At 42.7% G+C, this 22,492-nt stretch carries 15 protein-coding genes; 4 read left to right on the top strand and 11 right to left on the bottom strand.

The features are described from left to right. Positions 1–30 precede the first annotated feature (30 nt). The 6 genes from A4S05_RS42930 to A4S05_RS42920 form a co-directional block, all read right to left on the bottom strand. Positions 31–6,852 carry a non-ribosomal peptide synthetase gene (locus A4S05_RS42930; RefSeq protein ID WP_141699623.1) on the bottom strand — a complete coding sequence of 2,274 codons (6,822 nt, stop codon included), beginning with the start codon at positions 6,850–6,852 and terminating at the stop codon, positions 31–33. A gap of 525 nt (positions 6,853–7,377) precedes the next feature. Next, a complete protein-coding gene (locus tag A4S05_RS02045; protein WP_069068158.1) occupies positions 7,378–7,770 on the bottom strand; it encodes a hypothetical protein in 393 nt (130 codons plus the stop codon). A gap of 270 nt (positions 7,771–8,040) precedes the next feature. Next, positions 8,041–9,750, bottom strand: a complete 1,710-nt coding sequence (locus A4S05_RS02040; protein ID WP_069068157.1) for an aconitase/3-isopropylmalate dehydratase large subunit family protein — start codon at positions 9,748–9,750, stop codon at positions 8,041–8,043. After that, the gene (locus A4S05_RS02035; protein ID WP_069068156.1) at positions 9,734–10,825 is read right to left on the bottom strand and encodes an isocitrate/isopropylmalate dehydrogenase family protein; all 1,092 of its coding nucleotides are present in this window, start codon (positions 10,823–10,825) and stop codon (positions 9,734–9,736) included. Before A4S05_RS02035 ends, A4S05_RS02040 begins: the two co-directional genes overlap by 17 nt. Before the next feature lie 195 nt (positions 10,826–11,020). Continuing rightward, positions 11,021–13,165 carry a patatin-like phospholipase family protein gene (locus A4S05_RS02030; protein WP_069068155.1) on the bottom strand — a complete coding sequence of 715 codons (2,145 nt, stop codon included), beginning with the start codon at positions 13,163–13,165 and terminating at the stop codon, positions 11,021–11,023. A 686-nt stretch (positions 13,166–13,851) separates the two neighbouring features. Next, the gene (locus tag A4S05_RS42920) at positions 13,852–13,995 is read right to left on the bottom strand and encodes a DUF6014 family protein (protein ID WP_256090788.1); all 144 of its coding nucleotides are present in this window, start codon (positions 13,993–13,995) and stop codon (positions 13,852–13,854) included. 319 nt (positions 13,996–14,314) lie between these two features. Between A4S05_RS42920 and A4S05_RS02025 the strand changes: the two genes are divergently transcribed. Beyond that, positions 14,315–14,536 (top strand): hypothetical protein, encoded by a 222-nt coding sequence (locus A4S05_RS02025; protein WP_069068154.1) that lies wholly within the window; start codon positions 14,315–14,317, stop codon positions 14,534–14,536. Between the two features lie 210 nt (positions 14,537–14,746). Here the strand turns inward: A4S05_RS02025 and A4S05_RS02020 are convergent, their stop codons facing one another. Beyond that, on the bottom strand, positions 14,747–15,118 hold the full coding sequence (locus tag A4S05_RS02020) for a type II toxin-antitoxin system PemK/MazF family toxin (protein WP_069068153.1): 372 nt from the start codon (positions 15,116–15,118) through the stop codon (positions 14,747–14,749). Then, a complete protein-coding gene (locus A4S05_RS02015) occupies positions 15,097–15,369 on the bottom strand; it encodes a hypothetical protein (RefSeq protein ID WP_069068152.1) in 273 nt (90 codons plus the stop codon). The genes A4S05_RS02020 and A4S05_RS02015 overlap by 22 nt, the downstream gene beginning before the upstream one ends. 90 nt (positions 15,370–15,459) lie before the next feature. Between A4S05_RS02015 and A4S05_RS44130 the strand changes: the two genes are divergently transcribed. Continuing rightward, a complete protein-coding gene (locus A4S05_RS44130) occupies positions 15,460–15,555 on the top strand; it encodes a hypothetical protein (RefSeq protein WP_084226946.1) in 96 nt (31 codons plus the stop codon). Between the two features lie 294 nt (positions 15,556–15,849). Here the strand turns inward: A4S05_RS44130 and A4S05_RS02010 are convergent, their stop codons facing one another. Then, positions 15,850–16,179, bottom strand: a complete 330-nt coding sequence (locus A4S05_RS02010) for a DUF2973 domain-containing protein (protein ID WP_069068151.1) — start codon at positions 16,177–16,179, stop codon at positions 15,850–15,852. 320 nt (positions 16,180–16,499) lie between these two features. Beyond that, positions 16,500–16,817: a DUF2605 domain-containing protein gene (locus tag A4S05_RS02005; RefSeq protein WP_069068150.1), complete on the bottom strand. Its 318-nt coding sequence runs from the start codon at positions 16,815–16,817 to the stop codon at positions 16,500–16,502. An 844-nt stretch (positions 16,818–17,661) separates the two neighbouring features. On the opposite strand from A4S05_RS02005, the gene thrS reads away from it, so the two are divergent. After that, on the top strand, positions 17,662–19,578 hold the full coding sequence (gene thrS / locus A4S05_RS02000; RefSeq protein ID WP_256090787.1) for a threonine--tRNA ligase: 1,917 nt from the start codon (positions 17,662–17,664) through the stop codon (positions 19,576–19,578). A 144-nt stretch (positions 19,579–19,722) separates the two neighbouring features. Here thrS and A4S05_RS01995 read toward each other — a convergent pair whose 3' ends face one another. Continuing rightward, positions 19,723–20,268, bottom strand: coding sequence for a hypothetical protein (locus A4S05_RS01995; RefSeq protein WP_069068149.1), 546 nt, complete (start codon positions 20,266–20,268; stop codon positions 19,723–19,725). Between the two features lie 348 nt (positions 20,269–20,616). On the opposite strand from A4S05_RS01995, the gene A4S05_RS01990 reads away from it, so the two are divergent. Continuing rightward, a complete protein-coding gene (locus A4S05_RS01990; protein WP_069068148.1) occupies positions 20,617–21,963 on the top strand; it encodes a DUF58 domain-containing protein in 1,347 nt (448 codons plus the stop codon). Positions 21,964–22,492: the final 529 nt, after the last annotated feature.

Below are 22,492 nucleotides of genomic sequence, written 5' to 3'. Positions count from 1 at the left end.
GGACTGGGGATTGGGGAGAATGACCAATGACTACTTCGTTTTAATTTTGCCTAGGAATTTGTCAAGCTGTTTTTGGCTGAGTCTGGCTGCTGAGAAGTCTGAAGGTGTATGACCGATCGCACCAGGGGATTGACAGTGGGTAATGAGCGATCGCAATGCCTCTATGAACCCAAAGGCCAAACCCTCGATGGTGTCTCGTTTATGAATTTTCTCGCTGTAATTCCAAGTCATTTCCAGCCTTTCTGCACGAATAAATCCGCTTACTCCTAATAGGTGGCGGCGCTGATTAACTAAACTCTGTTCAGCTTTGAATTCTTCAGCCAAACCCAATACAGCAGATGCCTTAAGCACCTGATCGAATTGACCAAGGTAGTTAAAACTCACTTGTGCTTGGGGTAAATCCTGTAATTTCGTGCGTATTTTCTCATCCGGGTGCAAATATCGCAACACGCCATAGCCGATACCCCGGTTGGGGATGCGCCGTAGTTGTTCTTTGACTGACTTTAAAGCCTCTTCTAAAGGATCAACTTCTTCTAGCTGTAAATGAACGGGGAATAAGGTAGTAAACCAGCCTACTGTCCGCGACAAATCCACATCCTCAAACAAGTCTTCTCGTCCATGTCCCTCTAAATCAACGAGTAAAGAACGTTCTCCCGTCCATTGGGCAAAGCTTTGCACTAGGGCAGTCAACAGTACATCATTAATTTGAGTGTTGTAGGCAGAGGGTACATCCTGCAAGAGGGCGCGGGTTTGTTCTTCAGTTAAGGAAAGTGACACAGAAGCGGTTGAGGCTAAGGTGTTATCCTCTTTACTTGAAGGATAATCTACTGGTAAGGCGGTAACTTTCAAACTAGACTCACTTAGCCAGTAATTCAACTCATTTGATGATTTGGCGTATTCTGTTAGGCGATCGCTCCAATATTGAAAGGATGTTGTCTTCGGTGGTAATTTAATAGCTTCGCCACGGCTAATTTGCTGGTAAGCTGTAGCCAAATCTTCGAGCAAAATCCGCCATGAAATGCCATCTACTACTAAGTGATGGATGATGAACAGTAATCTGCCGGGTTTATCGTTGCCTAATCTAAATAACGTCACTTGTGCGATCGCTCCAGTTGATAGATTCAAGCTAGCCTGGAGTTCAGCATCCGTCGCTTTTATTACTATTTGTTGTTCTTCTGGCGACAGGTGCGACAAATTGATAACGCTAAATGGCACAACTTCCTGGGTAGGGGCGTTAATCTGCTGCCAGTTTTCACCTTCTTGTATAAACTGCGAACGCAAAACATCGTGATGCATCAACAATTGTTGCACGACTCGCTGCAATAGCTCTGGCTGCAAGTCTGGCGGCACTTTTAGCATGGCTGACTGGTTAAAGTAATCAGGTTCGGGCAATTTTTGCTCGAAAAACCAGTGTTGGATAGGTGTCAGCGCTACTGTACCTGTCACTAACCCTTGTTCGGCTTTGACAGAGCGAGCAATTCCTGCCACAGCAGCTAACTCAGCAATTGTTTGGTACTGAAATAGCTGTTTAGGGGCAATTTGGATACCCGCCTGATTGGCTCTTGAAATTACCTGAATACTGAGGATGGAGTCGCCGCCCAATTCAAAGAAGTTATCGTGGATGCCGACTTGTTTTAGCCTTAAAATTTCCGACCAAATCGCCGCTAATTTCTCTTCTGTAGGAGTTTGCGGTGCAACAAAATTATCTTCTACACTCAGTGAAAGTTCGGTAGCTGGGAGGGCGCGGTAATCTACCTTCTGGTTCGGTGTCATTGGTAGGGCTTTCAAAAGTGCGATCGCTGAGGGCACCATATAATTAGGCAACTTCTGTTTCAGGAAATGGCGCAGTTCATTGAAAGTCGGTGGGAAACTCCATCCACTTGTGGGTGGAGAGGGATAGCCGCCCACCGACTTGGGGCATTGGGCATTGGGCATTGGTGACTCTTCCCCATGCCCCATGCCCCATTCCCCATGCCCAAAAACTCCATCCACAAGGGGATGGAGTTTTTCATCAGTGGTTGGTTGCGGCTGGTGCGGAACAACATAAGCCACGAGTCGCTTTTGTCCAGGGATATCTTCACGAGCAATGACTACAGCTTGAAATACCTGTGGGTGTTGTCTCAGCACCGTTTCGATTTCTCCCAACTCAATGCGGAAGCCGCGAATCTTCACCTGATTGTCAACTCGTCCGAGATATTCTAGGTTGCCATCGGCGCGAAAACGTGCTAAATCCCCCGTTTTATATAATTTTGGATTTTGGATTTTGGATTTTGGATTGTGAAATGGATTCTCGATAAATTTCTCCGCCGTAAGTTCAGGGCGTTGCCAATATCCTCTAGCTAATCCGGCTCCGCCAATGTGCAATTCTCCGGGAACTCCTATTGGTACTGGTTGCAGATATTGATCCAGAATATAAACTTGAGCATTGCTAATCGGTCGTCCAATTGAAACTGAGTTAGTTGAGGTTAAGCGATCTAACACCATTTTTTTGTGAAGCTGCATATAATTCACCCCCCGGCTATCGCCGTCTCCCCTTGCCAAGGGGGGTATTATTATGTGTCTCTTCATACATAATTGGTATAAAGTGGTTATAACCGTTGCTTCCGTTGGCCCGTAACTATTAAGTAATTGGGGTGGATTGCAGAGGTGAGCAACACTACTGTGCCAGTGCTTCACTTTTTCGAGTTGAGCTTCTTCTCCGCCAATAATCACCATTCTCAGACTTTCGGGAATTCGGGAATCTTCAGAGGTAAGTTCCGCTACTAATTGATGCCAGTACGCTGTGGGAAGATCCAAAACAGTTAACTGCCATTCTCGGCAACACCGCCAAAATTCATCGCTGGAGTGCAGCATTTCTTCGGTTCGCAGTACTAATGTTGCGCCGACTAAAAGACAAGGTAATATTTCTTCAATAGATGTATCAAAACAGATAGATGCAAATTGCAGAATATTATCAGTTGCATTAATTCCATATTCATGAATAGCACTGATAACAAAATTCATTAGCGATCGCTGTTCAATCATCACTCCTTTAGGTTTACCCGTAGAACCAGAGGTGTAAATAATGTAGGCGAGGTTATGAGGTTGAACTTCGCTAATCGGGTTGGTTGTACTGTGTTGAGTAATTCTTTCCCAGTCTGTATCTAAACAGATGGTTTTCCCGGCATAATCTGGTAGTTTTTCTTTAAATCTTTCTTGAGTCAGCAGAATACTCAGTTGCGTATCTTCGAGAATATCAGCCAGTCGCTCTTGGGGATAGCTAGGGTCAAGGGGAATGTATGCACCCCCCGCTTTGAGAATGCCGAGTAAGCCGATAATCATTTCTAGAGAACGCTCAATGCAGATACCCACCAAGGTTTCTGGTTTGACTCCCAAAGTTTGTAGATAGTGTGCAAGTTGATTGGTGCGATCGCTCAATTCACGGTAAGTTAAATGTTCACCTTCTTGTTGAATAGCTACAGCATCGGGAGTTAACTCCACCTGAGCTGCAAATAACTCATGAATACCCTGATTAAAGGTGTACTCTTTCTGAGTCTGATTCCACTCCACCAATAATTGCTGCTGAGTCTCCGTTAGCAGTGGTAATTCCGAAACTCGCTGCTCTGGGTTAGCAACAATCCCCTCTAGTAAAGTTTGATACTGCTCTAGCATTCGTTGGATTGTGGCAGCATCAAATAGATCGCTGTTGTATTCTAAAACTAACGTGATTCCCTTCGCTCCCGTTTTAGAACCGTTCTGCACGCGTTGCTCAGAACGCGGTATAACCAGGAAATCCAGATCAAACTTTGCTGATTTATTGCTGATAGGTTCATGCAAGCTAATGTCCAAACCAGGAAGACTCAAATCCGGCATAGGAGAATCGTGGAAGCTGAACATCACTTGAAATAGAGGATTGTGGCTTAAATTCCGTATTGGTTTGAGAACTTCCACCACCTTATCAAAAGGTAAATCTTCGTTGTTATATGCTTCCAGTGTGACTTGACGCACTCGGTCGAGTAATTCCCGAAATGTGGGATTGCCAGACAAATCAGTGCGTAGAACCAGGTTATTGACAATCATGCCAATTAACTTTTCTACCTCGTGCATCCGCCGATTGGCAACAGCAGTTCCTACGCTTAGGTCGTTCTGCCCAGTGTATCGGTGCAAAATTACCAAAAAAGCTCCCAGCATCGTCATAAATAAGGTGACACCCTCTTGACGACTCAGAACTCGCAGAGATTCGCACAAGTTGATGGGAAGTTCCACCCTAATTTGATCGCCATTGTAAGTTTGCTCTGGTGGTCGCGGGCGATCTAATGGTAATTCCAATAACGGTGAACTACCGGATAATTGCTGCTGCCAATAAGTTAATTGGGTTTGGGCTTTTTGGCTTTTGACCCACTGTCGCTGCCAATGGGCAAAATCTACAAACTGGAGGATTGGCTCAGTTAACGGGGAAGGATTACCCAAACAGAAGGCTTGATAAAGTTCAAGCAACTCACCCAGAAATACATTAAATGACCAACCATCATGAGTTATGTGATGCTCGATGTGGAGCAATAGATGTTCTTGGTCGCTCAATCTCAGCAAAACCCATTTAACTAGTGGTAGTTGATTCAGGTCAAACGGCTTTTGCACTTCTGCCTCAACTAGGCGCTGAACTTCTGCTTCCCGCTCAGATTCAGGAAATGTCTGGAGGTCAATAACTCTAAAGCTGATTGGTGACGCTGGGTGAATTATCTGAAATAGCCGTCCATTCACCGCCGGATAAGTCGTGCGAAAGATTTCATGACGCCGCACAATCTCGTTGAGGCATTGTTGTAATACCGCCACATTTAGCTGACCTTTAAATCGCATAGTTGCCTGAAATTGGTAGGCACTACTTTCAGGAGCCAATTGCTGAATAAAGTACACTCGCTCTTGGGCAAAGGAAACTGGTAAGAGTCCCTCACGCTCAATTCGTTGGATGACGGGACGCTGCAACGGCTGTTCTAACTGACTATGCTGTTCGATTAGTTGAGCTAAACCTGCGATACTGGGGTTTTCAAAGATGTGATGAAAAGACAACTCGACTTGGAAAACTTCGCGCACGCGGGAAAGGATCTGAGTTGCAATTAGGGAATGACCACCCAACTGGAAAAAATTGTCATTGACTCCAATCTCCTCAAGTGCCAGTAACTCAGCCCAGATGACTGCTAAAGTCTTCTCAATTGGGCTACGAGGTGCGACAAAAGTTTCTTCGAGAGCGGGGCGTGTGCGATCGCAACCTGGAAGATTTCGACGATCCACTTTACCATTGGGTGTAAGGGGCAACGAGTCTAAGATGACAAAGACTGCTGGCACCATGTAATGGGGCAGCTTTTCCTGGAGAAAGTGTTTTAAAGTACTGGCACTATCAAGTTTTTGGTTAAGGACAACATAGGCAACAAGGCGCTTATCACCGGGGATGTCTTCACGGGCGATTACTACTGCCTGCTGTACATCCGAATGTTGAGTCAAAAGCGCCTCAATTTCTCCAAGTTCAATGCGGAAACCGCGAATTTTTACCTGATTATCGACTCGGCCCAAAAACTCAATATTTCCGTCTGGTAAGAAACGGGCTAAGTCGCCAGTTTTGTAAAGTCTCCTACCTCCTGCCTCCTCAAAAGGACTGGGGATAAATTTTTCCTCGGTTAACTCTGGGCGATTCAGGTAGCCTCGTGCCGAACCGTCGCCACCAATATATAATTCACCAGGAGTACCAATAGGAACTGGTTGAAGTTTGGAGTTCAGTATATATATTTGTGTATTGGAGATCGGGCGACCAATCGGTAGATTTTTTGCCCCTTCTGGTACATCCTGCACCAGATACCAACAAGCAAATGTTGTACTTTCAGTAGGGCCGTAAACGTGCAGCAATCGCTGTGGCGCTCCATTCCTCAGAACTGCTTTGACTGACTTTGGATCTACAGCCTCGCCACCAAATAGCAAGTGTCGCAGGTCTTTAAATGCCTGGGGAACAACGTTAGCTAAATGATTAAATAAGGCAGTAGTCAAAAATAATACACTAATTCCTTCCTCGCGTATGTAGGCTGCAAAATGCTGTGGTGAAAGCACAATATTCTGAGGAATTACTACCAAGGTAGCCCCATGCAGGAGAGATCCCCAAATCTCGAAAGTGGCTGCATCAAATGAAGTATTTGAGGCTTGAGCCATGCGATCGCTTGGTTCTAACTGCACGTAATTAGTATTGCACACTAGCCTATTGACAGCCCGATGCGTTATGGCGACTCCCTTTGGTGTTCCTGTAGAACCGGATGTATAAATAACGTAAGCTAAATTTTCAGCCGTCACATCGCTAGTAGGATTATCTTGGCTCTGGCGATCAATCGATTCCCAATCCTTATCCAGACAAACTGTTTTCACTCCGCTTTCAGAAAATTCTTCAACAAACTTTTGTTGAGTTAGCAGCACTTGTACTTGTGAATCTGAGAGCATGAACGCTAGACGCTCTTTGGGATACGTTGGATCTAACGGCACATAAGCTCCACCCGCTTTGAGGATACCCAAACTACCCACTACCATTTCCCAGGAGCGCTCAACGCAAATGCCTACTAGAACTTCTGTATCTACTCCTAGAATTCGCAAATAATGTGCTAATTGATTGGCTCGGTGGTTCAACTCTTGGTAGGTTAGTTGTTCTTTATTAAAGACGACAGAAATATTATCTGGAGTTTTTTCTACTTGTGTTTCAAATAACTGATGTATGCATAGATGTTTGGGATAATCTACCGTTGTATCATTCCATTCAACTAATACTTTATGTCGTTCCTGCTCAGTTAAAGCACAAACATTATCAACATACTGAGTAGAGTTAATGATAATTTCTTCCATAATCAATAAATTTAGTATAAAGGTTAAAAGTTTTAGTAAAGTTATAGCTTTTGAATATATCCTTTACCCGGCTCTATAGCTATTTTTTTGAAAATAGGTAGACCGTTTTTCGGCTTGTGTTGGAGGATGTTTAAAAACTCCTCTATCCTCTTAGATAATAGATATCTCAATCCGGTTTGGTTAAGGTTTTTTGCCATCAAGATGAAAGACTGATTATTGTAGAGACGGCGATTGATCGCGTCTCTTTTCTTAACGAAACAGTATTAGCAGATATCTTGCACGAATCTTTAAAAGAATAGGCCTTTGAGGCTTTAATCCGATGAAATCAGACTCAGAGGCCATTTTATTTGCTCACAGCAAATTGCTGCGATCGCTTTACTGACACCAATCGGAAAATAGAATACGACTGGATAAATGTCTTAAAGCAAAATACAGTCAGCTTTTCAGACTCCCAAATCCCAATCTAAAATCCAAAATAGTATTAGTGCTATTTGATTTAAAATGTCACCGAATGTAATAGTGAAATTATTCCTCGACAATTTCAATTGTTTTTGGTGGCTGAATCTCTTCAGTATCAATAATAACTTCTGGACTCAGTTCATTTCTCAGTTTGAGTTTTAGCTCATCTGAAATGGGTAAATCTTTAATTTCTTTGAGGAGATATCTTACTGATTCTGTTTTACTACGTTCTGTATAGACGGCCTTGAGAACAGCTTCAATTCCATATCCCGCGACAGTATCCCCTACAACCGTTATTAGACCAAGTATACCTATACCTCCGACAATACCGAAGGGCCCTCCCAAGGCTGTGAGGGCAGCAACAATAGCAGCATTACTACCTGCTGATGTGACTGCTAAAATCACGATAATGATGCCAGGAAGACCCAGACCAGCAAGTTTTTTAACGATTTCGTCCATTGTAATTACCTAAAATCCTTTTTTTCTTGGTTAAAACACGCTCTGATAATTCGATTTAATTGAGGTTTCAATCCCCAATCTCTGGATTTACCCCCCTTAATCCCCCCCCTTACAAAGCAGGGAAATATCCGGTTCTTCCCCTTACAAAGCAGGGAAATATCCGGTTCTCCCCCTTACCAAGGGGGAGTTAGAGGGGGTGAAAAAGACTTGTGTGTACACGGTAGCCCCTGCTTACCCATCTCACACAATCGCATTCCTCCCATCCCCAGTTCAATCAAAGCGATCGCTAATTTTCCCATTTACAGCAGAGATAGCCACTGTTCTTGGTGAGGCTAAATAATTTTTGCCCGTTGGATCGCCGCTACGTCCTTTAAAATTGCGATTGGTTGCATAAATCCCTGCTTCTTCTTTTGCCAAAACCCCAAGTCCAGAATTGATACAAGCCCCACAACCTGTCTTGAGAATTTGTGCTCCTGCTTGTTCAAAAATATCGAGATAACCTAACTCTTGGGCTTGTTCTCGAATTTCAATGGTTGCAGGTACAATAAACAAGTTTACACCGTCTGCCAGTTGGCGACCGTGCAAAACTTCGGCTGCTTGAGCTAAATCGTAGAGTTTACCCCCAGTACAAGAGCCAATAAAAGCTTTGGTAATCGGAATATCTTCTAATTGACTAATGGCAACTACTTGATCCGGTTTTGGGGGACGTGCCACTTGTGCTTCTAAATCACTAAGGTCAAATTGATAAACCTTTTCATACTCAGCATCAGCATCGCCGATAATCTCTGCAAATTCTTCTGGAGATCGGTTTTTTACATACTCACGTGTCACCTCATCAGGAACAATCAAGCCACATATTGCACCACACTCTACAGCCATATTGGCTAGAGTTAACCTTTCATCAAAGGGCAGTTGTGCAAGGATTGACCCTCTAAACTCTATTACCTTACCGCTAGCGCCAGCACAGCCGATTTTTCCCAGGATAAATAGGATAATATCTTTGGCACTGATTTTAGGAGACAAGGTTCCAGACAACTCAAATACTAGGGTTGGAGGAACACGAATCCACATATCTCCTGTGGCATAAATATTAGCCATATCGGTGGTTCCTACTCCTGTGGAAAAGGCTCCCAATGCCCCGTAGGTGCAGGTATGGGAATCTGTACCGGCAATCAGCATTCCTGGTCGGACAAACCCTTTTTCTGGGAGTAAAACGTGACAGATGCCCGCTGCTTCACCAGGAGAAACCATATCAAATAAGTGGCATCCTTGGACTTTAGCAAACTGAATCATCTGGTCATACATGACATGAGCTTTGTGATCAGCCCGGATGTCGTTGACTTGGATAAAGTGATCGGCTACCAAAACTACCTTTTGGGAGTCCCATAACTTTGCTCCTTCTCCATACTCTTGATAAAATATCTTGGCCACAGGCCCGGCTACAGCATCATGGGATAAGGCTAAATCGACTTGGGCAAAAACCACTTCTCCCGGCTGGACGTAGGAATTTCCAGAGGCTTTAGCTAAGAGTTTTTCGACTAAAGTCATGGGGCGTGGTGGGGTGAGGCTGCGAGGAATGGTGATTTTACCCTGACGACGCAGCTGATTAAAAGACATTAACCCACCGGCTAGTGCGATCGCATCAACTACAGGATTCTCCTCTTTCTCCCCCAGAATTTCTAAGGCTAGTCCAATATTGATGCTATTACGATAAAAAATTTCAGCGAACGATCGCGCCCGAATTTTCTCAATTCCCGCAGCTTGCAAGGCAATGGGGGCAACTTCTCGACTGGAACCACAGCCAAAGTTTTCTCCTGCTTCAATCACATTGAATTTTAGCAGTTCACCTGCTCCAATAATATGTTCTAAAGCATACTTTTTTAAGTAATCAGGGTCATCTGTTGTCGCCCGATTGGCAGGAATAATATCATCGGTATTGATATCATCTCCCAGGTGCAAAACGTTATTTACATGACTCATGAAGCACTCCTAATTGAGAATGTTGCACAACTGAAAGTTCTTCGAGCAAAAGGTCAACTAAGGTTGCAGTATTGACTAAAATTTCTTCTCCTTGGCTAAATAAATCAGCTGTTCGGTATCCTTTAGCTAAAATCCGGTCTTGCGCTGCAATAATTAGTTGGGCAGCCCGCACTTCCCCCCATTGTTGAAGCATTAAAATACAAGCTCCAAGGGTGCCAAGGGGATTAGCAATTCCCTTCCCAGCAATGTCTGGGGCTGTACCATGAATCGCTTCGTACAAACCAAATCCATCAGCATTAAGAGTCGCCGATCCTAATAAACCAATTGAGCCAATTAATGCACCACCAATATCGCTAAGAATATCTCCAAACAAATTGCCCGCTAAAATTACATCAAACCGTTGGGGATTCAGAACCATTTGCATAGCTAAGTTATCCACTAGCATTGGTTCGATAACAACGCCAGGAAACTCTTTGGCTTCTTCTTCCACTAGACGAGTCCAGGGCAAATAAGGCAAGGCATTTTCTTTGTGGGCTACGGTGAGTAATCCTCGGCGGTATTGGGCTTGTTCTAGAGCCTTACGAGCAATTCGACGAATCTCTTCATCGAAATAGCGCATCGTATGATAACCATAATCTCCTTTATCATCTGAGCCACGTCCAGACGGGCCAAAATAGATTCCACTGACCAGTTCTCGAACGATGAGAATATCAATTCCTTGAATTTTCTCTGGTCGAAGACTAGATTTATGTACGAGGCTTTTAACGCTACGGATCGGACGAAGATTGCAAAAAAAGTCGAAATGCTTTCGGAGTTCTAGTAGTCCGCCTTGAGTAACTGCACCAAATACAATGCCATCGGCTCCATCGCACAGTTCGGCGGTAGCTTGAGGGAAGTAACTACCCAGTTGTTCAAAGGCAGTTGCACCGAGCCAGCCATAGTCTACCTGTAAGGTAAATCCTTCAATTTTAGCGACGTGTTGCAGAATTTTTAAGGAAGCTTCCACAACTTCTGATCCAATTCCTTCCCCAAGAATGGCGACGATCCGATAAGATGGCTTACTTAAAGACCCCATTTCGACCTATTGAAAATTACTGGCTCAACTCCATTAACATCAAGAAAAGCTCATACAGCAGAATTCAGAATTCAGAATTCAGAATTCAGGAGCCAGAATAGGCTACGCCCCGCTGCGCTAACAGAAGTAAAACAGGCTTTCTACCTGGCTTTGAGACTTAGCTTGTGTAGTTCACTAACTTGAAATCCGCTGTATTTAGGTTAATAAAATACTAATCAACTCATCGATTTCTTTACTTTTTTCTTGAATCAGTGTATTAGCTAAAGTTTGTAACTGCCTCAGATTTTCTGGCTTGGCATTATCTATTGCTTCAAGTTCACTTTTTAAGAATGTTTGAAATCGATAATAAGAACTTTTACTACCTTTACTATTAGATTCAAACAATCTTTCTAATTCTCCAGCTACAACTTCACTGCCACCGTCAAGCACAATATTTAACAGCGGTTTTGCCCATTGCAATAGTCCCCATTTTTTCACTTCGTCATAAGGGTAGACACTCGTCAGTGAACCGGTACCCAAGGATACTATCAAGACATCCTCTGTATTCAAAACTTGTTTATTTTCTTGTCTACTAATTTGCGCTTCTAAAATAGCCAAATTAGCTGGATTATTAGCGACTACTCCGCCATCAACTAAAGTATAGAAGCCGTTGGTATTATGAGAACTGGCAACGCGATAGGGAGCAAAATAAGTCGGAGTTGCACTAGTTGCCAATGCTGCATCTGTGAGGGTAAAACCTGAGCATAACTTGCGGAATCTTTTCGATTCTGTCTGTTGCTTTTCAATTTTATTAGTAAAGAATATGGGAATTCGCTGCTCGATATCGTAGCTAGTTACGAAAACTTCTTTGAGATTATTTTCTAGAGGAGTGTCGCCAAAATATTGCCTGATAATTTCTTCTCTGCCCTCAGAAGAATATTTTGGTTGGACGAATATATCTTCTAGTTGACCGAGTATTTGTTCCCAGAATGGCTCGTAAAATATCTCAGCCCCATACTCAAGATATATTTGGACTAGATCCTCGGCGCTGTATTGGGCGGTGGGTGAGCTATCAGTGGCTTCTAAATCTAATCGGGGTTTGGTTAATCCGAGTGCCAGAATTCCGCCGCTGGAAGTGCCAGAAATTAAATCGAACAAACTAAAAATCGGCTTTTGTGCCCGCTTTTCAATTTCTGCTAGTAGCAGGGCTGGGATAATGCCCCGAATACCACCGCCATCAATAGCGAGTATTTTGTATTTAGGATTAGCTTTCGTATTCATAGTTTTTGGCGATCGCTCCTGAGTTAATGTTTGCTGTTGAATATCGACTGGAACTGTTTCGGCTTTCTCCTCTTTTGGCTGGGGAGTTTGAATGTTTGCAGATTTTTCGCTCTGTCTTTTTGTCCCTTTTTTTGCCTTTGGGTGACGCTCCTCTGGCCCTAACACAGTTGTTGTCTGGGTTGGGATGCCAGTTTCTACAATTGGAGGAACCTCAACGGACTCTTGCTGCAACTCGGTTTCACTGACAGCAATTACTTCAACGGAGACAACTTCTGCAACAGATTGGCTTTCTGGCTCCAGCACCACAGTTCCCGCAAGGTTACTCTCCTCGGAACTACTCGCTGTCTGTTCTTGTGGCTCACTCTCGTTCGATGATTGTGTAATTCCAAATGGAAGTTGTGCTAAATCCCAACTAGGATTGCCACGCAAGTTTCCATCAAGACCATTTTCAGTTTGGTCTTTTACAGTTTTTCCTTGTCCTTCGTTTAATCTCCAGTAAGCGACTAATCCTTGTTCATTCCCAACTAAAGGCTGATCGCGATGCCTTTGAATTTCCGCTGGGGGACAGGGATAATTCCAGACGCTAATATTCGCTAATTGACCTGTGAAATATATATTGTTGTGTAAAGTCGCGCCCAGTGTTACAGAACTAGTTGCTTTATTTAAAGAGTCTCCTGTAAAGTACCCAAAATACTCATTCTCATCAAGATATATGCTCAGTTGACCTTTATTAAAAACAATGGCAAAGAAGTGCCATTGTCCGATAGTTAATTCTCCATTGCCAAAAGTTTTAATTTTCTTCTCAAGAGTCTCATCAATAAATATATCTAGGTTCCCTGATTCACTGATGCCGAACTCAAAATTATCACTATATCGATCTGAAGAACGAGCAAAAAAAACATTGCGCGTGCCGTATGTAGTGGCTTTATCTGTTAGCTGATGAGGATTCACCCATCCAGAAATTGTAAAGGCCGAACTTCCTTGAGCAAAAACACCAGAAAAATCATTTTTGCCAAAGTCTATGTAATCATCTTGGCCATCAAATGTCAGCACTGATTGGCTATATACCTGGTTTGTCACAAAAGTTTAATCTCCAAATAGGATAATTCGTAATTCTAATTAATCAATGCAATAGATGAATAAACTATGTTTGTTGGTAAATTTATTGAACTACCTATGTTAAACGTATTTTTGCCTTAATTAGGCAATTTATAGGAAATTAGTAATTTTTTATAACCAAAGATATTTTTTTTTAAATCGACTAGATTTCTTAAAAATACACAAAGCTAGTAGTATGGCAACGCCTTTAGTCTCTACTCTCAAATAATCTCAGCTTTATCAAGAAAATGCAATAGCAGTTAAGGCAGTAAAAATAGACAGTTAAGACAGTAAAAGTGGACAGTTAAGACATTTAAGACAGTTAAGTAGACAGTTAAGACAGTTAAGACAGTTAAGTAGATAAAATGTCCTTTACAAAAGTTAATTACGAATTACAAATTACGAATTATTTTAATATTCCCCTGCTCATGCGACAACGCCAAAAGAGGGGAAAACTAATTATTGTAATATTTCTCGGTTAAGGAGAAAAGGGGAAATGAAAAACCTTTAACCCTTATCCTTTGACCTTTTCCCAAAACCTGATTCCGAATTAAAAATGCTTAACCGAGAAGTATTGCTAATTATTGTAACTCTGCCCAAATTCCTTGGCAGCGTTCCATAACTAGCCCTTAAAAAATTGATTGAGTTGATGGATGAATGTCTATTTTCTACAGATATAAAATACCTGTGGGACTTTTAAGATTTAACTCTCTTCGGGTAAGAGATAATGCTTGTGTCCGATGGAGTTCAACAGCTTGGAGTAAACCTGAATAACTCAAATTACGTAAAGCTAATTGACCTTTTTTAGTGATATATATAGCAATACGGTTCAGTTAAGGTTACTGATGTAGATAATTTGTCTTTGAAGACGCGATAAATCGCCGTCTCTACAAGTGTTTTGGGCTTATCTGAACTGTATTGATATATATAGCATCACTTTGAAAAAGATGTTTTAAGCTTATAAGGCTAGTACAGCACGGCGTAAATAAGCCACCCATTTTAAATGTCTGAAACCCTTGCAAACAATTAATTACGAATTACGAATTACGAATTACGCCTTGCAGTACTAGCATATACATCCGTATATTTTTCTATGCCTCCTAAACGGTGAGCATCTAAGCCATCAAGAGTGTGGGAATTAGCGTAGATTTAGAACGGTTGCGGTCTTTTGGGATGACTTGGGACAATGCCCCATTTCCACTGCGATCGCTGATTGAGGGGAAATCTGCACAAAGCTTTCATCAAACTCTCAATCAAAGCACACCTGACATGCAACAAGCACTCCAGCAGATACTCAACTGTCCCTGGTGTATTAAAACAATTCGCACTCTTGCTAACGCCCCGCTCCGCTAACGCAATTCGCAATTCGCACTCTTGCTAACGCCCCGCTTCTCTACGAGACGCTACGCGAACGCTGACTCGCTACGGCTACGCTAACGCAATTATGTTTTGTAACGGGGATTTTCCCGACACAAAACGTGCTGCCGCCTTTAAGCGACATATAGGCATGACACCAAGCAATTACCGTCGTTAGTTATCGCCCACATCTTTTGCTCTTTATCTTCAGATTTCAATCAATCCTAGACTGATCTGTATTGCCTGATTGACCAACGCTGTTGTTTCATCAGTTAGTTTGCCGAGGCATTTTACCAAACGCTGTTTATCTATCGAGCGAATTTGGTTGAGCAGAACCACTGAATCTATAGTTAATCCACCTTCTGGGGGCTGAACTAGTACTTCAGTGGGATACAGGGGGTGATCGAATTGCGAGGTAATCGCAGCAACAACTGTAATGGGACTATGTTCATTGGCAATATCATTTTGCAAAACTAGGGCAGGTCGTGTTTTTTGAATCTCAGCCCCAAGCGTTGGATCAAAGCTAACCAGATAAATCTCTCCCCGCTTAGGTTCGGCTAGTTTGCGTTTTGCTGCCATGCTTCTTCCTCAAGGGCAAACCAATCATCAGTTAGCTGGCGATCGCGCCCAGCGCGACGAATTGCCCCTTCTTTTAGCTGTTGCCGAAGTTTTTCTGTTTGAATCTGGGTGATGTAAGCCTGGATTGCGGCATCAATAAACCGACTGCGTTCGCGCAGCGTCTCCTCTGGAGAATCGCCCTTGGGTGCAAATTTATCAATTGCTTGGAGCGTTTGGGCTGGGAGTGTGATGTTAATTCGCTGATATGCCATTGATTCAGAGTACACACTACAGATAAGTATTGCTAGTGTAACACACAGTCAGGATGACAATTAGGGGACATCAGAAGAACCAAACGATTGATGAAAATCGTAGAAAATTTAACAGCTAAACCAGAAGCCAGTATTCCCCAAGCCAGTGGCACATGGTTCGCCATACATCAAACCATCGATGATTAGACAAGGACATATTCATGGGACAGTAGAGAGAATTGCCCAGCATAGGGTGGTGTTGGCGATTCAATGGCATCAAGAGCTATGTTAGGGTACTTCCTCCGCTAACTACTCTCCCACACTTTTTTTCGTTCACCCGGTGCAATGGTGCAATGACTGTAAAAATCACAACTAATTATACAGACATGATATTAATATGCTTAACTTCGAGGTTTTCGGCATATTTCTTATAATAAATTTCTGTTAAAGGAAGAGGTAAGGATGCAAAAAAACAATAATTTACACCCTAACTGCTAAGTTTTATGCTTCCTCTGAATTTTCACTTTTATGTCCTGGGGATGCTTCGTAAAGGGCATCAAGATGTTGACGCGCATCTTCAACGTTAATCGAACGCATTACCAAAAGCGGCTCTTTAATAAAGTTGCCTGCGCTATCTAATAACTCTGGATGGGGTGCAAACTGTTTTTTTGATGAATAATAACCATAGCTGCCTTGATTATTCATTGGCGAGGAATTCGTCGGGTAAGTTCGCTCCCGATCAAAACTGAACATGATCAGGTTACGAATTAAGTTGCCAACAGCTATAAATGCAAGGATTGTAAAAGCAAGAATGTAAAGCAGATGTAACATTGGATTTTCCTCCAGAGCAGCAATTTTTAAAACTTTATTTTGTAACGCTTTGTTCGCCGATACTGTGACTCACAGTTAAGACGAGTATTTGACACACTCTTTGTGCGCTTACATTTATATGGAGCTATTTGTCAACCGTTATTCCACTTACGGTAGCATAGGATACATTACTTTGTTAATCCAAATAATGTTAAGAAGTTGTTAAGAATTTTGTACTATCTCTTTAACGACTGATTTGCCATTTTGCATAGACGTTTCCTCTGCTTTTGCTTAGACATTAGTAAGTTGTCTGTCAAAATTTAGAAGATGCTCCCAGTTGCTTAGACTTCACGCCCTTGACGAAAGCGCATTGCGACATTCCAGCATTCTGTGACTAATTCATGCCAAGGCATTAACGTTGCCATATCAATCCCGACTTGTTTATCAGTTGCATTAAAGAGCATCTTCGCCGTATTTAGTTCATCTTGCGCTTGCTTAACTCGCAAGAGCAAGTCAGATTGCTCTTGGTGACTCATAAATGATAGTTGCTCAGTTTCGAGTAAATGGCGCGATCGCGTAAACCAATGCTGAAAATCTTCCAGCAGAGGTTCTAAAACTGTTTTTAGCAACTCAGTCCCTGGTAAATTTGAGTCTGACATAAATGAAAGGCATATTTCAAACTTGCTTACTAATATTAACGTTATTTACGTTTCTTAACACTTTTGCGATTTCTCTCATAATGTGAGGATAGAAAAATATGTAACAAAGAACACAGAATTTATTATATATTCTTGATGTCGGGATTGTACAGTGCCTTTAGGTAGGCGTCTATAGGTATATATGACACCGAGCTACAATTCATCAGATAATTTGGCGATCGCGGGGAATCCTGAATTTGACACTCATGTAACAAATCAAAAATTTATCTTTATCCTTGATTGAAGAAGAATTCAGAAGTCAGGAGCCAGAAGTCATAATCAATATAGTGGGGAATTTAAACCCGTCTCTTAAAATCACCACTAAGAGAAAGCGTATTTAGCGGGGAGTATTAAACCCCTTAATTCAACACTCGTGGACTCTCTCTAAGCGTTGCTATACCGTTGGTGTTTGCGGTAGCGTCTCCCCTTGTGAGAAATCTGGGTTTACCGAAGAAAGGCAGAAGGCAGGAGGCAGAGGGCAGGAGGTAAGAAGTATCAATTAAAACTTTAGTTCTGGGTCTAAAGCCCAGTTCAAAGCAATAATTATACTGAGACTGCTTGCAGCGAGGTATAAAACGTCCTTACTTCAATCCCACTCTTTTAAGGGTGGGTTACCTCCTGCCTCCTGCCTTTATCCTCCTGCCTCCTGAAACTGCGCTATCCGCTAGTCGGACTCCAATTAATTCTGAATTTAGAATTCTTTTTTGATAAGCTGAACTGGCGAAAATCAAAGTCGTTATAGTTGAATAAGCCTACAGATTCAGATAAATCTTTTGTAATCACTTCGCCAACGGTTCAGCAGCCAATGTCGCTAAAATCATCTAATCAGTCAGAACACTCAGAACAAGTTGAAAAAATTTATTTACCGCGTACCAGCGAATCGGAGAACTTAAAAAAGATTCGCCACACTGCTTCCCATGTTATGGCAATGGCAGTACAAAAGCTGTTTCCCAAGGCACAAGTTACAATCGGCCCTTGGATTGAAAATGGTTTTTACTACGACTTCGACAGTCCAGAACCATTTAGCGAAAACGATCTCAAAGCCATCAAGAAAGAGATGGTAAAGATTATCAATCGCAAACTGGCGGTAATTCGGGAAGAAGTCAGCCGAGAAGAAGCCGAACGCCGGATTCAGGAAATTAAGGAACCTTATAAGCTAGAAATCCTGGCAGATATCAAAAACGAACCAATCACGATTTACCACCTGGGGAATGAATGGTGGGATTTGTGTGCAGGGCCTCATGTGGAAAATACCAGTGAATTAAACCCGAAAGCAATTGAACTAGAAAGCGTTGCTGGCGCTTATTGGCGTGGGGATGAAACCAAAGCCCAATTACAACGTATATACGCCACAGCTTGGGAAAGTCCAGAACAACTCGCTGAATATAAGCGACGCAAAGAAGAAGCGCTGCGACGAGATCACCGGAAACTGGGTAAGGAACTGGGATTATTTATATTTTCCGATCTGGTAGGGCCAGGTTTACCTTTGTGGACACCTAAAGGTACTCTGTTGCGGAGTACTTTAGAAGACTTCCTCAAGCAAGAACAGTTAAAACGCGGTTATTTATCTGTAGTAACGCCTCATATTGCCAGAGTAGATTTATTTAAAACCTCTGGACATTGGCAAAAATATAAAGAAGATATGTTCCCCTTAATGGCAGATAACGAGGAAGCTGCCGCACAGGAACAGGGCTTCGTTATGAAGCCGATGAACTGCCCTTTTCACATCCAAATATATAAGAGTGAGTTACGCTCTTATCGAGAACTGCCGATGCGCTTGGCAGAATTTGGTACTGTTTACCGTTATGAACAATCAGGGGAATTGGGCGGTTTAACGCGGGTGCGAGGTTTTACTGTGGATGATTCTCACTTGTTCGTCACCCCAGAACAGCTAGATAGTGAATTCCTCAATGTGGTGGATTTGATTTTGTCGGTGTTCAATAGTCTGCAACTGAAGAACTTTAAAGCTAGACTCAGTTTCCGCGATCCAGCTAGTGATAAGTACATCGGTTCCGATGAAGTTTGGGACAAAGCCGAAGGTGCAATTCGCCGTGCAGTTGAAACTTTGGGGATGGAACACTTTGAAGGGATTGGAGAAGCGGCTTTTTATGGGCCCAAACTTGACTTTATCTTTAGTGATGCCCTAGATCGGGAGTGGCAATTAGGAACTGTGCAGGTAGATTACAATTTGCCAGAACGCTTTGATTTAGAGTACGTTGCCGAAGATGGTGTTCGCAAACGCCCAGTGATGATTCACCGTGCGCCTTTTGGTTCACTGGAAAGGTTGATTGGGATCTTAATTGAAGAATATGCGGGCGATTTTCCTTTGTGGTTAGCGCCAGTGCAAGCGAGATTACTACCTGTGGGTGATACACAGCTAGACTTTGCTAAAGATGTGGTGACGAAGATGAGAGTGTTGGGCATCCGTGCAGAAGTTGATACCAGTGGCGATCGCTTGGGTAAACAGATTCGCAATGCAGAGAAAGAAAAAATACCCGTGATGGCAGTGGTGGGAGCTAAGGAAGTGGAAACCAACACCTTGAGTATCCGTACCCGTGCCTCTGGAGACTTAGGTAGTATTTCTGTAGATCAAGTTGTGGATAAACTACAACAAGCGATCGCTAATTTCGATAACCTTCAAATCGATGTCACAAGCGGAGAGTCTGAAGCTAGCTTGGAAGATATCACAGGTATCAAGTCTGAAGAAGTACTAAACCAATAGACATCTGGTGAAAATTAATTCTGCGTTGCTCGAAATTCTTGGTAGAGACAATTAATGTAGACGCGGAGCGGCTTCCCGCAGGGTATTGTCTCTACATCATTTTTGGAGATGTCTAGTAGGCTGGGTAATGCCCAGCCTCAAAAATTAAGAACAGCCCTCAACATATTCAACTTCCGGCAATTTACCCGCTCTGAACTGAGTGACAAGCTTACCATCAGTCTCAAATACTACACGATAGTTGCGATCGGTGCGGTCTTTCGGGATGAAAGTTAGGTAATGTCCCTCTTGGACGTATTTATGAGGTGTGACTTCAATTTGTCCTGGATAAAGGGACTTGATTTGTGCTTCAGTGTCGCCAATTTTTGCACCTTTGAGGGTAGTAATCTGAGTATTTTGCCGGATATCTACTCTAGAAATGCGACCTTGTGTCACCATGAACGAAAGATTTTTTGGTTCATTTTGTGGCTTAACATAGTAGCAATTGTTATTTGGTGGATCGCCCACTAGCTTAGTACCAGCAGCCTTTGCTGCTTGGGAAACAGTCATGCCAACTTTTACTGTGCCGATGCCATTGATAAAAAGTTTTGACTGGTTGGTTAGTTTTGCCTTTGCTACAACTGTGCTGACAGTCAAAGAAGAAACTACCAGTGTTACTGTGACAAAAGTCAATAATTTAGTTTTGCTATTCATAAATTGTAGATTTTCCTCAGTTAAATCGATAATTTCGTTCTATTATGCATTTCGTAATTCGTAATTCGTAATTAAGAAAGTCAGACTTATAACCCGCATCGGCGGGTTTTGTATGTGTAGCCGCGACTTCTAGACGCAAAGGCAAGTAATAATTTAGACTTTTGAAACAACCTCTTAGCAAGTCTTCTTATTTCGGTTACATTGAAATTTACTGAATAAGGGAACAGGAAACAGAGTAGAGTACAGCGAGATACAAAGTCTCCACAACCTAAGTTTCACATTTTTAAACGTGTGTTAATTCTGCCCCCTGCCTCCTAAAATCTAACTCCTAACTTCTCGCTATAAAAAATGGTTCCTTCCAGACGAGTTTATTTATTGTTGGTTTTGGGTATAGCGATATCTACAACGGGCTACGCCTACGCCCCGATCTTATCCTTATTTCCCACTATCAGAGCAACGATCGCCATCACTGTGCTATTTGATGCCATCGTTCTAGGATTGATGATTGTAGATGGTTTACGGGTGCGGCGTTCTCGTGTGCAAATTACCCGCGAATTACCGTCACGATTATCCATTGGGCGGGATAATCCTGTGGTGCTAAAAGTGACATCACAAAATACTAACGCCCAAATTGAAATCCGCGACTATTACCCAACAGGATTTGGCGTGTCTGCACCTGCACTGAGTGCCATTGTTCCTAGTAACAGCACTGAGGAATTAACGTATACCGTCCACCCGACGCAACGGGGAGAGTTTCCTTGGGGAAATATTCAAGTCCGACAGTTGGGACTTTGGGGATTAGCTTGGGATGATTGGCAAATTCCCCAAAGTTTACCAGTGAAAGTTTATCCTGATTTAGTGGGATTGCGATCGCTCACAATTCGTCTGACAGTGCAATCATCGGGATCAATCCGCCAATCTCGCAAAACTGGTATTGGTACAGAGTTTGCCGAATTGCGAAACTATCGTACTGGTGACGATTTACGGTTTATCGATTGGAAAGCTACCGCCCGTCGGGTTGGCGCTTATGGTAATGCAACGCCACTGGTGAGGGTTCTAGAACCAGAACAGGAACAAACGTTACTGATTTTACTCGATCGCGGACGGTTGATGACGGCAAAAGTGCAGAGTTTGCAGCGATTTGATTGGGGTTTGAATGCAACTTTATCCTTAGCTTTGGCAGGTTTACATCGAGGCGATCGCGTGGGTGTTGGTGTATTTGACCGCCAGATGCATACGTGGATTCCCCCAGAACGCGGTCAAAATCATTTGAATCAGCTAATTGATCGGCTAACTCCAATTCAACCAGTATTATTTGAATCTGATTATTTGGGGGCGGTGACAAATGTTTTGCAGCGACAAACTCGGAGGGCGCTTGTAGTAGTTATTACCGATTTAGTTGATGTCACTGCCTCTACAGAACTCCTAGCCGCACTCTCGAAACTAGCACCCCGCTATCTGCCATTTTGCGTAACTCTGCGAGATCCGCAAGTTGATCGTTTAGCACACACTTTCACAGATGATGTTCCAGGTGCTTATGGACGTGCAGTGGCATTAGATTTATTAATGCAACGACAAGTAGCATTTGCTCAACTGAAACAAAAAGGTGTATTGGTACTAGATGCACCAGCAAATCAAATTGCTGATCAGTTGGTTGAGCGATATCTGCAACTCAAAGCGCGAAATCAACTTTAGACTATGACTAAAATGAGCTACTAGGTGGAGTGAGTGATTTTATACTTTATACTTCACCTTGACTTTTTTAGTAGATTTCTATACACTGATTAATAAATTTACTGAACCATGAAAAATTAATAAACCTAACTCTAAAGCTAGTGTTTCTAACTACTCTTAATCATTTGACAAACTTATAAATTAGTCATTGATTGATAAGCATCTGAGGGGGTCAGACAACGGCTGAAATCCTTATTCTTTCGTTGACCCCCTCAGATAGCTTGCTGAGTAAGCCTTTGAGGTGTGTCAGAATCAGTTTTATTGAAAGAATTTATCAACTATTTCCCTGGAAAAACGACCCCCTCAGATTGACCCCTCTCAAGCTTAATTGTGATAAGGCTTCTAGAAGAGTAGCCTTTTTCGTCAACTTCCCCTCACGGGGATGGGTGCGACTATCGGTTGCACGTAGAGAGTGAGTTCCTCAGAAAAACTCGTGGCAAGTGTCAAATGCCAGTACCCGCCCGAAGGGGCATTGCGGGTAACTGCGATG

This window comes from Nostoc sp. KVJ20, from assembly GCF_001712795.1.
GTDB lineage: Bacteria > Cyanobacteriota > Cyanobacteriia > Cyanobacteriales > Nostocaceae > Nostoc.
The sequence above is the reverse complement of the archived record's forward strand: the minus strand, read 5'-3'. Positions and strand labels throughout refer to the sequence as shown.

Coding starts and splice junctions, on each gene's coding strand:
- A4S05_RS02045 (WP_069068158.1), bottom strand. CDS start 7,770: ATGGACGAAATCGTTAAAAAACTTGCTGGTCTGGGTCTTCCTGGCATC.
- A4S05_RS02010 (WP_069068151.1), bottom strand. CDS start 16,179: ATGTTACATCTGCTTTACATTCTTGCTTTTACAATCCTTGCATTTATA.
- A4S05_RS44130 (WP_084226946.1), top strand. CDS start 15,460: ATGAAAATCGTAGAAAATTTAACAGCTAAACCAGAAGCCAGTATTCCC.
- A4S05_RS42930 (WP_141699623.1), bottom strand. CDS start 6,852: ATGGAAGAAATTATCATTAACTCTACTCAGTATGTTGATAATGTTTGT.
- A4S05_RS02040 (WP_069068157.1), bottom strand. CDS start 9,750: ATGAGTCATGTAAATAACGTTTTGCACCTGGGAGATGATATCAATACC.
- A4S05_RS01990 (WP_069068148.1), top strand. CDS start 20,617: ATGGTTCCTTCCAGACGAGTTTATTTATTGTTGGTTTTGGGTATAGCG.
- A4S05_RS01995 (WP_069068149.1), bottom strand. CDS start 20,268: ATGAATAGCAAAACTAAATTATTGACTTTTGTCACAGTAACACTGGTA.
- A4S05_RS02015 (WP_069068152.1), bottom strand. CDS start 15,369: ATGGCATATCAGCGAATTAACATCACACTCCCAGCCCAAACGCTCCAA.
- A4S05_RS02020 (WP_069068153.1), bottom strand. CDS start 15,118: ATGGCAGCAAAACGCAAACTAGCCGAACCTAAGCGGGGAGAGATTTAT.
- A4S05_RS02035 (WP_069068156.1), bottom strand. CDS start 10,825: ATGGGGTCTTTAAGTAAGCCATCTTATCGGATCGTCGCCATTCTTGGG.
- A4S05_RS02005 (WP_069068150.1), bottom strand. CDS start 16,817: ATGTCAGACTCAAATTTACCAGGGACTGAGTTGCTAAAAACAGTTTTA.
- thrS (WP_256090787.1), top strand. CDS start 17,662: ATGTCGCTAAAATCATCTAATCAGTCAGAACACTCAGAACAAGTTGAA.